The sequence below is a fragment of the Embleya australiensis genome (assembly GCF_051903075.1).
In the GTDB taxonomy this organism is placed as follows: domain Bacteria; phylum Actinomycetota; class Actinomycetes; order Streptomycetales; family Streptomycetaceae; genus Embleya.
In genome coordinates, this window is sequence record NZ_CP182422.1 from 5,540,822 (window position 1) to 5,553,339 (window position 12,518).

The 12,518-nt window shown below is 70.1% G+C and carries 9 protein-coding genes; 6 read left to right on the top strand and 3 right to left on the bottom strand.

Annotation, left to right across the window (positions count from 1 at the left end):
• Nucleotides 1-266: 266 nt before the first annotated feature.
• Both ACMXN5_RS24040 and ACMXN5_RS24045 read left to right on the top strand, forming a co-directional pair.
• Nucleotides 267-1,886, top strand: a complete 1,620-nt coding sequence (locus ACMXN5_RS24040) for an RNA polymerase sigma factor (RefSeq protein WP_439676938.1) — start codon at nt 267-269, stop codon at nt 1,884-1,886.
• Nucleotides 1,887-2,052: 166 nt separating this feature from the next.
• Nucleotides 2,053-2,916 carry a S1 family peptidase gene (locus ACMXN5_RS24045; RefSeq protein WP_439678064.1) on the top strand — a complete coding sequence of 288 codons (864 nt, stop codon included), beginning with the start codon at nt 2,053-2,055 and terminating at the stop codon, nt 2,914-2,916.
• A gap of 141 nt (nt 2,917-3,057) precedes the next feature.
• On the opposite strand, the gene ACMXN5_RS24050 is transcribed toward ACMXN5_RS24045, so the two are convergent.
• Nucleotides 3,058-3,288, bottom strand: a complete 231-nt coding sequence (locus ACMXN5_RS24050; protein ID WP_020555816.1) for a DUF7455 domain-containing protein — start codon at nt 3,286-3,288, stop codon at nt 3,058-3,060.
• A gap of 386 nt (nt 3,289-3,674) precedes the next feature.
• Here ACMXN5_RS24050 and ACMXN5_RS24055 point away from each other — a divergent pair, with 386 nt between their 5' ends.
• The 3 genes from ACMXN5_RS24055 (at nt 3,675) to ACMXN5_RS24065 (ending at nt 8,193) form a co-directional block, all read left to right on the top strand.
• Nucleotides 3,675-5,795: a type IIA DNA topoisomerase subunit B gene (locus ACMXN5_RS24055; RefSeq protein ID WP_395788483.1), complete on the top strand. Its 2,121-nt coding sequence runs from the start codon at nt 3,675-3,677 to the stop codon at nt 5,793-5,795.
• 407 nt (nt 5,796-6,202) lie between these two features.
• Nucleotides 6,203-6,583 carry a DUF485 domain-containing protein gene (locus tag ACMXN5_RS24060; RefSeq protein WP_439676939.1) on the top strand — a complete coding sequence of 127 codons (381 nt, stop codon included), beginning with the start codon at nt 6,203-6,205 and terminating at the stop codon, nt 6,581-6,583.
• Nucleotides 6,580-8,193, top strand: a complete 1,614-nt coding sequence (locus ACMXN5_RS24065) for a solute symporter family protein (protein WP_439676940.1) — start codon at nt 6,580-6,582, stop codon at nt 8,191-8,193. The genes ACMXN5_RS24060 and ACMXN5_RS24065 overlap by 4 nt, the downstream gene beginning before the upstream one ends.
• On the opposite strand, the gene ACMXN5_RS24070 is transcribed toward ACMXN5_RS24065, so the two are convergent.
• On the bottom strand, nt 8,187-9,116 hold the full coding sequence (locus ACMXN5_RS24070) for a sucrase ferredoxin (protein ID WP_439676941.1): 930 nt from the start codon (nt 9,114-9,116) through the stop codon (nt 8,187-8,189). The genes ACMXN5_RS24065 and ACMXN5_RS24070 overlap by 7 nt on opposite strands.
• Before the next feature lie 114 nt (nt 9,117-9,230).
• Here ACMXN5_RS24070 and ACMXN5_RS24075 point away from each other — a divergent pair, with 114 nt between their 5' ends.
• Nucleotides 9,231-9,704 (top strand): HD domain-containing protein, encoded by a 474-nt coding sequence (locus ACMXN5_RS24075; RefSeq protein ID WP_439676942.1) that lies wholly within the window; start codon nt 9,231-9,233, stop codon nt 9,702-9,704.
• A gap of 111 nt (nt 9,705-9,815) precedes the next feature.
• Here ACMXN5_RS24075 and ACMXN5_RS24080 read toward each other — a convergent pair whose 3' ends face one another.
• Nucleotides 9,816-12,284 (bottom strand): DNA topoisomerase (ATP-hydrolyzing) subunit A, encoded by a 2,469-nt coding sequence (locus ACMXN5_RS24080; protein ID WP_395788493.1) that lies wholly within the window; start codon nt 12,282-12,284, stop codon nt 9,816-9,818.
• Nucleotides 12,285-12,518 lie beyond the last annotated feature (234 nt).

A 12,518-nucleotide genomic window follows, 5' to 3' on the forward strand; every position in this document is an offset into this window, starting at 1 on the left:
GATCCCGCATACATCCCTCACACAGGGTGTGGCGCGCGCCGCAAGGGGGAATCGTGTGAGCTGCGCCACTGAAGGGGCGCGTAACACTTCTTCGCCTGGCCCGATGAGTACGAAGGTGGCAGCCGTTCGGGAATAGCAAAACAAGCCGAAGCGCTGACTCGAGTGCAACCGGTTTGCCGGAACCACGCGCTGTCCGCCCGAGTGTCGTTCGCTTGGCGGCGCCTGCCTGTTCACCAGGCCGTGACGCCGTCCAGATCGTCGAGAGGTTGTTTGTGTCGGCCAGCACATCCCGTTCGCTCCCGCCCGAGATCGCCGAATTCGTCAATGTGAAGTCGTTGATCGAGCGGGGTGAGGCCCAGGGGTACATCGCCAGCGACGAGGTGCGCCAGGCGTTCGAGGCCGACCAGATTCCGGCCACCCAGTGGAAGAACGTCCTGCGCAGCCTCAACCAGGTCCTCGACCAGGAGGGGGTGACCATCATGGTCAGTGCCGCGGACTCGGCGGCGCCCAAGCGCAGTCGCAAGAGCGTGGCGGCGAAGAGCGCGGCCAAGCGCACGGCGACCAAGACCGTCGTCACCAACCGCGCCGCGGCCGCCCCCGTGCCGGCCGCCCCCGCGCCCGGCGGCACGGCGCCCGGCTTCACGCCTCCCGGTATCACGGCGGAGCCGACCACCAGCGCCACGACACCCGACGAGAACGCCGCTTCGGACCCGATCGCCGAGGCCGCCCCGGCACCCGCCGCCGCGCCGCGCAAGGCCGCCGCGAAGAAGACCGCCGCCGCCGGCGCCAAGAAGGCCGCGCCGAAGAAGGTCGCCGCCAAGAAGACGGCCGGCGAAGCCGAGCCGGACGCCGAGGAGTTGCCCGACGAGCCCGACGTGGTCGTCGAGGACGCGGTACCCGACGAGCCGGAGAGCAAGGGCTTCATCCTCTCCGACGACGAGGACGACGCGCCGGCCCAGCAGGTCGCCGCCGCGGGCGCCACCGCCGACCCGGTCAAGGACTACCTCAAGCAGATCGGCAAGGTCCCGCTGCTCAACGCCGAGCAGGAGGTCAACCTCGCCAAGCGGATCGAGGCCGGCCTGTTCGCCGAGGACAAGCTGGGCTCCGGCGAGAAGGTGCAACCCAAGCTCCGGATGGAACTGGAGATCATCGCCGAGGACGGCCGCCGGGCGAAGAACCACCTGCTTGAGGCCAACCTCCGCCTGGTGGTCTCGCTGGCCAAGCGCTACACCGGCCGCGGCATGCTCTTCCTGGACCTGATCCAGGAGGGCAACCTGGGTCTGATCCGCGCCGTGGAGAAGTTCGACTACACCAAGGGCTACAAGTTCTCCACCTACGCCACCTGGTGGATCCGGCAGGCGATCACCCGGGCCATGGCCGACCAGGCGCGGACGATCCGCATCCCGGTCCACATGGTCGAGGTGATCAACAAACTCGCCCGCGTTCAGCGCCAGATGCTCCAGGACCTGGGCCGCGAGCCCACCCCGGAGGAACTGGCCAAGGAACTCGACATGACCCCCGAGAAGGTCATCGAGGTGCAGAAGTACGGCCGCGAGCCGATCTCGCTGCACACCCCCCTCGGCGAGGACGGGGACAGCGAGTTCGGCGACCTGATCGAGGACTCCGAGGCGGTCGTGCCCGCCGACGCGGTCAGCTTCACCCTGCTCCAGGAACAGTTGCACTCGGTGCTCGACACGCTCTCCGAGCGCGAGGCGGGTGTGGTGTCGATGCGCTTCGGGCTCACCGACGGTCAGCCGAAGACGCTGGACGAGATCGGCAAGGTCTACGGCGTCACCCGCGAGCGCATCCGACAGATCGAGTCGAAGACGATGTCCAAGCTGCGCCACCCCTCCCGCTCCCAGGTGCTGCGCGACTACCTCGACTGATCCGACCGACCCGATCGACCCGTCCGCACGGCCCCGGATACACCATCCGGGGCCTTCGTGTGTGCGGACGCGGTTCAATCACCCGTTCGCCGGGGCGAAGGATTCCGGATCGTCACGCCTGGGCACCGGATACTACCTGACGGTAGCCGGCGAGAGGTTCCCCATGATGGTGCGAGCGCCCGAGCGGAACGAACGCAGCAGTTTCCGGCGGTACACACGAGGATCGGCGGCCGCGTTGGCCGCGATCGTGGTCGCGGCGGTCCTGACGGGGGCCGCGCCCTCCGCGCCCGCCGGGCCCCCGCGCGGCGTGGTCGGCGGGTCGCCCGCCGACACCGCGACCTATCCGTGGGCGGTGGCCCTCTCCAGTCGTGCCGAGTACGGCTCCGCGCGATCGGGGCAGTTCTGCGGTGGCACGCTGATCGCACCCACGAAGGTGCTGACCGCCGCGCACTGCATGTTCGACCAGAACGGAAAACGCGACGATCGCCCGGATCTCAAGGTGATCCAGGGCCGGACCGATCTGCGCACCACCGCGGGCCGCGAGGTCGCGGTCGGCTCGGTGTACGTGAACCCGGATTTCGACGCCGCCTGGATCTCGGGCGACTGGGCGGTGCTGACCCTGGAGGAGCCGCTGAGCACCGGCAGTGCGTCGCTGGTCGGCGCGGACGAGGACGTGTACGCCGTCGACACCCCGTCGACGGTGGTCGGCTGGGGTGACACCACGGGACGGGGCGACTACTCCCCGACGCTGCGGCAGGTCACCGTGCCGGTGGTGTCCGATGCCACGTGCGGTACCGCGTATCCGGGTGGGCGGTACGGCACCTACGACGCCGCGTCGATGGTGTGCGCGGGGGAGAAGCGGGGCGGCAAGGACGCGTGCAGCGCGGACAGCGGCGGACCGCTGCTGATCGGCGGCCGAGTCGCCGGGATCGTGTCCTGGGGCGACGGATGTGCACTGGCGGGCAAGCCGGGCGTGTACACCCGGGTCGCCGCGTTCGTCCGGGACATCCGGGATGCCGCCGGATTGTGAGGGATATCACGCACGTTTCGGACCCCGACCACCTGCCCTGAGGCGGGCGGGTGCGCGGGACAGACGCCGATGGCGGCCACCTCGGTGGCCGCCATCGGCGCGATGTCTGCTCGTCGGGATCTCAGAGGGTCGGCTGTTTGGTCAGTTGTCGTCGTCCGGTGCGGTAACGGGGACCGCCGTGAGGCGGTCGGTCTCGTCCTGTATCTCCACGGCCACCTTCCGAAGTTCCGGCTCGAACTTGCGGGCGTGGTGCGCACAGAACAGCAGTTCGCCGCCGCTGGAAAGGACAACCCGAAGGTATGCCTGGGCGCCGCACCGATCACAACGGTCGGCGGCCGTCAACGGACTGGCGGGTGTCAGAACCGAATTCACGTCGCCTCTTCTCTACTCGACGAAGCCTTCATCGATGTCCAACATCAAATCAGCCTCGAACGTTCCCGGGGTGATCGTGTCATGTTCAACAGCTTCTCGGCACACCCCTTTTGCAACTCGTTCCTTGTGCATAGGACGTGCCCTGTGCGCGTACGGTTCATGCCGGCCACCCGATCGGGTGGTCGAAGATGTGTTCGGATGCCGGCTAGTATGCGGCGGCGAGCCGTCGTCGGGGTGTCTTCCGGCCCCGGTAGCCTTGCTCTCCGGCGCGACGAGGGTGATCACCGGGCCCACTTCGGTGGGTTCGACACACCGCGAACGCGCCGTACGGATCGACGCGTACGCGGCGATCCGACTACTCGACTACATGCGAGGAGTTGCACCGCGTGACCGCCCAGACGACCGCGCAGTCCACCGCGCTCCTGGCGGGCGAGCCCGACCACTCGAACTACACCGCACGGCACCTCCTCGTCCTCGAGGGTCTGGACGCGGTCCGCAAGCGCCCCGGCATGTACATCGGCTCCACCGACAGTCGGGGCCTGATGCACTGTCTGTGGGAGATCATCGACAACTCGGTCGACGAGGCCCTCGGGGGCTTCGGCGACCGGATCGAGGTGCTCCTGCACGCGGACGGCTCGGTGGAGGTTCGGGACAACGGTCGCGGTATTCCCGTCGACGTGGAGCCCAAGACCGGCCTGTCCGGTGTCGAGGTCGTCATGACCAAGCTGCACGCCGGTGGCAAGTTCGGCGGCGGTTCCTACGCCGCGTCCGGCGGCCTGCACGGCGTCGGCGCGTCGGTGGTCAACGCCCTGTCCGCCCGACTCGACATCGAGGTGGACCGCGGCGGACACACCCACGCCATCTCGTTCCGCCGCGGCGTGCCCGGCGAGTTCGCCGACCTCGGCGCCGACGCTCCGTTCAGCAGTGGTAACGGACTGCGCCGAATCAAGAAGATCGCCAAGGCCAAGAGCGGGACCCGGACCCGCTATTGGGCGGACCGGCAGATCTTCCTCAAGGACGCCGCCCTCGACCTCGAACTGCTCCACGCGCGGGCCCGCCAGACCGCGTTCCTGGTGCCCGGACTGACCCTCGTTGTTCGCGACGAGCGTAATGGGGCGAATCAGGGCGAAGTAGACGAACAGGTCTTTCACTACTCCGGCGGGATCAGCGAGTTCTGCGAATACCTCGCTCCCGACCGCGCGCTCTGCGACGTGTTGCGCTTCACCGGCTCCGGCACGTTCAAGGAAACCGTGCCCGTGCTCGACGAGCAGGGACACATGGTGCCCACCGAGGTCCAGCGCGAGCTGGGCGTCGACGTGGCGCTGCGCTGGGGCACCGGCTACGACTCGACGCTGCGCTCGTTCGTGAACATCATCGCCACCCCCAAGGGCGGCACCCACGTCGCCGGGTTCGACCAGGCGCTGCGGCGCACGGTCAACGACGCGCTGCGCTCGACCAAGCTGCTGCGCGTGGCCGAGGACGACATCACCAAGGACGACGCCACCGAGGGGCTGACCGCCGTGGTCACCGTCCGGTTGGCCGAGCCGCAGTTCGAGGGGCAGACCAAGGAGGTGCTGGGCACCTCGGCCGCCGCGCGGATCGTGCAGAACGTGGTGTCCAAGGAACTCAAGGCGTTCCTGACCTCCACCGGGCGCGACCACAAGGCGCAGGCGCGCGCCGTCCTGGAGAAGGTCGTCTCGGCGGCCCGCACCCGGATCGCCGCGCGGCAGCACAAGGAGGCCCAGCGTCGCAAGACGGCCCTGGAGACCTCGGCGCTGCCCGCCAAGCTGGCCGACTGCCGCAGCGACGACGTCGACCGCAGCGAGTTGTTCATCGTCGAGGGCGACTCCGCGCTCGGCACCGCCAAGCTCGCCCGCAACTCGGAGTTCCAGGCCCTGCTGCCGATTCGGGGCAAGATCCTGAACGTGCAGAAGGCGTCCGTTTCGGACATGCTCAAGAACGCCGAGTGCGCCGCGATCATCCAGGTGATAGGGGCCGGCTCGGGGCGCACCTTCGACATCGACCAGGCCCGCTACGGCAAGATCATCTTCATGGCCGACGCCGACGTCGACGGCTCGCACATCCGCTGCCTGCTGCTGACCCTCTTCCAGCGCTACATGCGCCCGATGGTCGAGGCCGGCCGGGTGTTCGCCGCGGTCCCGCCGCTGCACCGGATCGAGTTGTCCCGGCCGAAGAAGGGCCAGGACAAGTACGTCTACACCTACTCCGACGGCGAACTCCGGCGCACGCTGCTCGAATTCGAGCGCAAGGGCGTGGCCTGGAAGGACCCGGTCCAGCGCTACAAGGGCCTGGGCGAGATGGATGCCGATCAGCTCGCGGAGACCACGGTCGACCCCCGACACCGCACCCTGCGCCGGATCAACCTCGGCGATCTGGAGGCGGCGGAGCGGGTGTTCGACCTGCTGATGGGCAACGAGGTCGCGCCGCGCAAGGAGTTCATCACCAACTCCGCGTCGCTGCTCGACCGGTCGCGCATCGACGCCTGAATCGAGGTCCCTCGCACCGGGGATCCCGGTTCGAGGACTCCCGTCGCACACACGCCGGGCCCGGTGGGATTCGTCCCATCGGGCCCGGCTTTTTCATGATCGGGACATCCTGACCAAACACTCCGTATATCTGCGATAGAAGGACCAATGTCACTCATTGGCGTGTGACCGACCGGTCTCCCGTATCGGCGGAGCTCGACCCCTCGTTGGCCAGACGATTCCACGACGCATGGCGGCGCCAGGAGCGCGGCCGTGCCGGTGGTTCATCCGTACAGGTGAATCGCGCAGAACCTGGCCGTGCGGCCCGCGCCCGCTGACCATGCTGAACACCAGTCCCATCGAACGCCTGTGTCGGCGCTCGGACCGGGAGGCATCGCGCGGTTCGGCGATCGACGAGGAGAGCTACGGTGACGACCAGTTCGTACCGACCCACACCCACCCTGGGTGTGCCGTTCGGCGACCCGGAGCCGGATCCGGCGGCGGAGATCTACCTGCGCGTGCAGGCGAGCCCCGAGTTCCAGGAGATTCGGCGCCGCTACCGCGACTTCGTCTTCCCGATGTCGCTGGCCTTCCTCGCGTGGTACCTGCTCTACGTGTTCGCGTCCACGTTCGCGCGGCACTTCATGGCGCACCGGCTCCTGGGCACGTTCAACGTCGCGCTGGCGTTCGGGCTGCTCCAGTTCGCGAGCACCTTCGCGATCACGTGGGCGTACGCGCGCAACGCCCGGGCCAAGCGCGACCGCGCGGCGCTGAACCTGCGCTGGGAGACCCAGGAGATGTTCCGATGACCGGCCCGCACCTGGCGGCCGCCGCCGGCCATCGCGGCCTGACCGGCCTGCTGTTCGTGGTCTTCGTGCTGATCACCCTCGGCATCACCGTGTGGGCCAGTCGCAACAACCGCACGGCCAACGACTTCTACGCCGGCGGGCGGGAGTTCTCCGCCGCGCAGAACGGGCTCGCGATCGCGGGCGACTACATGTCGGCGGCGTCCTTCCTGGGCATCGCCGGGCTGATCGCGCTGTTCGGCTACGACGGCTTCCTGTACTCGATCGGCTTCCTGGTCGCGTGGCTGGTCGTGCTCATGCTCGTGGCCGAACTCGTGCGCAACTGCGGCCGGTTCACCATGGCCGACGTGGTGGCGTTCCGGATGAGCCGCAGGCCGGTGCGCACCGCCGCCGGCGCCGCGACGATCGTGGTCTCGATCTTCTACCTGATCGCCCAGATGGTCGGCGCGGGCACGCTGGTGGCGCTGCTGCTCGGCGACAGCGGCGGCTCGGCGCAGACCTGGACGATCGTCGGGGTCGGCGCGCTGATGGTGGTCTACGTGACCTTCGGCGGGATGAAGGGCACCACCTGGATCCAGATCGTCAAGGCGGTGTTGCTGCTCGGCGGCGCGATCCTGATGACCCTGCTGGTCCTGTGGCGATTCCACTTCGATCTCGACGCGTTGCTGCACACCGCCGCGCACACCAGCGGCCACGGGCAGCAGTTCCTCGAACCGGGCCTGAAGTACGGGAAGAACCTGACCAGCCGACTGGACTTCATCAGCCTGGCCATCGCCCTGGTGCTCGGCACCGCGGGGCTGCCGCACATCCTGGTGCGGTTCTACACCGTGCCCACCGCGCGGGCCGCGCGGCACTCGGTGATGTGGGCGATCGGGCTGATCGGCACGTTCTACCTGCTCACCATCGTGCTCGGGTTCGGCGCGGCGGCGGTGCTCGGGTCGGACAAGATCCGCAAGTCGAACGCGGCGGGCAACACCGCGCTGCCGCTGCTCGCGGAGGAACTGGGCGGCGGGCCGGACACGTTCGGCGGTGTGGTGCTGCTCGCGGTGATCGCGGCGGTGGCGTTCGCGACCATCCTGGCGGTGGTGGCCGGGCTGACCCTGGCCTCTTCGGCGTCGTTCGCGCACGACCTGTACACGAACGTGATCCGCAAGGAGGCGACCGAGGAGAAGAGCGAACTGCGGGCGGCGCGGTTGTCCGCGATCGTGATCGGCGGGATCGCGATCGGGCTGAGCCTGTCCGCGCAGAAGCTCAACGTCGCCTTCCTGGTCGCGCTCGCCTTCGCGGTGGCCGCCTCGGCGAATCTGCCCACGCTGCTCTACACGCTGTTCTGGCGGCGGTTCAACACCAACGGCACGGTGTGGGCGATCTACGGCGGGCTCGGCTCGGCGCTTGTGCTCGTGCTGTTCTCGCCGGTGGTCTCCGGGGGCAAGACGCCGCTGGTGACCGGTGTCGACTTCCACTGGTTCCCGCTGGAGAACCCGGGGATCGTGTCCATCCCGATCGGCTTCCTGTGCGGCTGGATCGGCACGTTGCGCTCGGACGAGGAGGCGGACGCGGCGAAGTACGCCGAGATGGAGGTGCGTTCGCTGACCGGGGCGGGCGCCTACTGACGCGAGGTCGCCGCCACCCTGGCCCGCATGCTGATCGGGAGGCCGCCGCCCTTGCCGCAGCTCTCCGGCCGGGCCGGGGCCTCCTCGCGCGGGTTCACGACCACGGTCCAGCGGCGCCCGTCGACGTGGTGGACGAGTACGGTCCACCCGCCGTCGTCCTCGGCCCGCTCGTCGTGCACCGACAGGGCGTCGGCCCGGCGCTCGCCGCACTCCTCCCGGACCGCGAGTTCGGCGGCCTGGCCGGCGCGGGACCAGGTGGCCCGGCCCCGGCAGTGCTCCGGTGCGATCTCGCCGCGGCGTGCGGCGGTGAGCACGGCGCCGGCCGCGACGGGGTCCAGGCGGCCGTACAGGTAGCCCTGGGGCAGCGCCACGGCGGTCGGGGCGAATCGGTGCCCGCCCAGGTGGGTGGCCTCCCACGTGGCCTCCGGGAAGCTCGTGGCGAGGGCGGCGGCCAGCGGGCGGCCCTCGACCGCGCAGCAGCGGTCGCGCTTGCCGTTCGTGCAGATCAGCATCAACGGCTCGGCGACCGGTTCGCCCACCGAGGGCTCGACCGGTCCGGCGAGCGCGGCGAAATCGTGGGCGAGCAGCTCGGTGACGTCGCTCACGAGCAGGCGGCGCAGCCAGGTCGCGCCCGGCTCGGTCCAGGCCAGGAAGACCGTGCGCGGCGCGTCGGGCTCGGCCGGTTCCGCCTCGGCCCGCGCGCCCGTCTCGTCGGGCCTGCGGATCAGCGTCGCGCGAAAGCCCGCCCGTGCCGCGCGCGCCTCCAGTTCGCGACCCACGCCGTCGGCCAGACCCCGGCTGTCCACCAGCGCCTTCGCCGCCCACGGCCCGGGATGCTCGATCAGCAGCCATCCGCGCGTGGTGGGGGCGGTGCCGGCCATCGGCTCGGCCAGTTCGTGCGAGAGAAAGACGCAGGTTTCCACGACCGTGCACGGTACAGCCGCAGCGGAGGCGGGCACCGGATCGGCCCCGCCCCGAGCGCCCCGATCGGGTGATCCCGGTACGGTTGTTGCACACGGTAACGATGGGAGGCGGCCATGCCCCAGGGACGGACCGACGGGAGCCCGGCGATAGCCGGCTTCACGTTGGACGACGCGGTGGCGCTCGCCAGGGCCGCGCACGACGGTCAGTTGGACAAGGGTGGTCACCCGTACATCACGCACCCGCTGCGGGTGATGCAGCACGTCGAGGGGACCTACACGCGGATGGCGGCGGTCCTGCACGATGTGATCGAGGACACGCCGGTGGGTGCGGACGACCTGCGCGCCGCCGGTGTGCCGGAGCAGGTGGTGGCCGCGGTGATCGCACTGTCCAAGCTGCCCGGCGAGCCGCTGGAGCGCAGCATGGCCCGCGCGGCGGCGGACCCGATCGCGTTGGTGGTCAAGCGGGCGGACATCGCGGACAACCGGTCCGAGGCCCGCCTGGGTCAGCTCGATCCGGCGACGCAGGTGAGACTGCGCAAGAAGTACACGCGCTCGATCGAACTGCTGGAGAAGTTCGCGGCGCGCTGAGCGGGCGTCCCGGCCGTGGTCGGGACGCCCCGGGACGGGAGAGGCCCCCGCGGCGAGGGACGCCGCGGGGGCCCGTTTCGTGGGAGCCGGCCCGTGGGGCGGGCTCCTCGGTCAGACCGCGCCGGGTGGACCGCCGACCACTTCGACGTGCTTGGCCAGCGGGGTGCCCGAGCCGTCCCGACGCGGGTCCGGGGTGGGCAGCTCGACCGGCTGCCCCTTGGCGTCGGAGCCGCGTGCCGGCGCCGGGCCCGCCCAGGCCAGGCGCAGCGTGGTCTCGCCCTTGAGGAAGCGCTGACAGCGCACCCCGCCGGTGGCCCGGCCCTTGCGCGGATACTCGGCGAACGGGGTGACCTTGCAGGTGCCGTGTTCCGCGCCGAACAGCGCGTCGCCGCTGTACGCGGCCACGGTGACCACCACCGCGTCGGCGCCCGGGTCGACCGCGGTGAACGAGAGCACGGACTGCCGGTCGCCAAGCTTGATGCCGGCCATGCCGCCGGCCGGGCGGCCCTGGGGCCGGACCATGGACGCCTGGAAGCGCAACAGCTGCGCGTCGTCGGTGATGAAGACCAGGTCCTCCTCGCCGGTGCGCAACTCGACCGCGCCGACGATCGAGTCGCCGTCGCGCAGCGCGATCACCTCCAGGTCGTCCTTGTTGGCCGGATAGTCCGGCACGACCCGCTTGACCACCCCCTGCGCGGTGCCGAGCGCGAGCCCGGGGGAGTCGGCGGAGAGCGTGGTCAGGCACACCACACGCTCGTCGGACTCCAGGGAGACGAACTCGGACAGCGGGGCGCCGCCGGCCAGGTTCGGCGCGGTCGCGGTCTCCGGGAGCGCGGGCAGGTCGACCACGTTGATCCGCAGCAGCCTGCCGGTACTGGTGACCGCGCCGACCTCGCCGCGCACCGTCGCCGCGACCGAGGAGACCACCAGGTCGTGTTTGGCCCGGCCCCCCTCGGGCGGCAGCGGGCCGCCGGTGGAGGTGCGGGCCAGCAGGCCGGTCGAGGACAGCAGGACCGAGCACGGCGCGTCGGTGACCTGCAGCGGGACCGCCGCGGCGGGGACGTCGGCCGATTCGAGCAGGACCGTGCGGCGCGGCGTGCCGTACTTCTTGGACACCGCGGCCAACTCGTCGGAGACGACCTTCCGCAGCAGCTTGTCGTCGTCCAGGATCTTGGTCAGCTCGGCGATCTCGGCGCGCAGCCGCTCCTGCTCGGCCTCCAGTTCGATCCGGTCGAACCGGGTGAGCCGGCGCAGCGGGGTGTCCAGGATGTAGGACGCCTGGATGTCGGACAGCGAGAACGTCTCCATCAGGCGTTCCTTCGCCTGGGCGGAGTTGTCGCTGGAGCGGATCAGCTCGATCACGCGGTCGATGTCGATCAGCGCGACCAGCAGGCCGTCGACCAGGTGCAGGCGCTCCTGGCGCTTGCGGCGGCGGAACTCGCTGCGCCGGCGGACCACCTCGAAGCGGTGGTCCACGTAGACCTGGAGCAGTTCCTTCAGACCCAGGGTGAGCGGCTGGCCGTCGACCAGGGCGACGTTGTTGATGCCGAACGTCTCCTCCATCGGCGTCAGCTTGTAGAGCTGCTGGAGGATCGCCTCGGGGTTGAAGCCGTTCTTGATCTCGATGACCAGGCGCAAGCCGTGCGAGCGGTCGGTGAGGTCCTTCAGGTCGGCGATGCCCTGGACCTTCTTGGACTGCACCAGCTCCTTGATCTTGGCGATCACCCGCTCCGGGCCGACGTTGTACGGCAGTTCGGTGACCACGATGCCCTTGCGGCGCGCGGTGACCGACTCGACCGTGGCGGTCGCCCGGATCTTGAACGTGCCGCGGCCCTTCTCGTAGGCGTCGCGGACACCGCCGAGGCCGACGATCCGACCGCCGGTGGGCAGGTCGGGGCCGGGCACGTGGCGCATCAGGTCGTCGAGGTCGGCGGTGGGGTGGCGGATCAGGTGCCGGGCGGCGGCGACCACCTCGACCAGGTTGTGCGGCGGCATGTTGGTCGCCATGCCGACCGCGATCCCGGACGCGCCGTTGACGAGCAGGTTCGGGAACGCGGCGGGCAGCACGCCCGGTTCCTGCTCCTGGCCGTCGTAGTTGGGGCCGAAGTCGACGACGTCCTCGTCGATCGAGTCGACCATCAACATCGCGGCCGTGGACAGCCGGGACTCGGTGTAGCGCATCGCGGCGGGCGGGTCGTCGCCGCCGAGGGAGCCGAAGTTCCCGTGGCCGTCGATCAGCGGCAGGCGCATCGAGAACGGCTGCGCCATGCGCACCAGGGTGTCGTAGATGGGGCCGTCACCGTGCGGGTGCAGCTTGCCCATCACCTCGCCCACGACGCGGGCGCACTTGACGTAGCCCTTGTCGGGGCGAAGGCCCATCTCGGCGGCCTGGTACAGGATGCGGCGATGTACGGGCTTGAGCCCGTCGCGGGCGTCCGGCAGTGCCCGCGAGTAGATCACCGAGTAGGCGTACTCCAGGAAGGAGCCCTGCATCTCGTCGACGACGTCGATGTCGAGGATGCGTTCCTCGAAGTCGTCGGGTGGCTGCGGACCGGAGGTTTTCGTACTACGGCGGGCCATGCGCGGCGTTGCTCCTTTGCTTCTTCGGGCCGGCGCCGGGCCGTGTCTCCCGTGTCCGCCCGAGGGCGGCGCGGCCGGGGACGGCCCGCACGGCGTGCCCATTGTGGCGCGCCGGTGCGACAAGTGAGTGCATCGACCCGGGTGACAGCGTGCTTGGGGGCCGTGCGAGGGGGGAAGGACAGCCCTTTGGCCCACGGTTGTGCCGCAGTTCCCGGCCGCCGTTCGAGCAGGAGG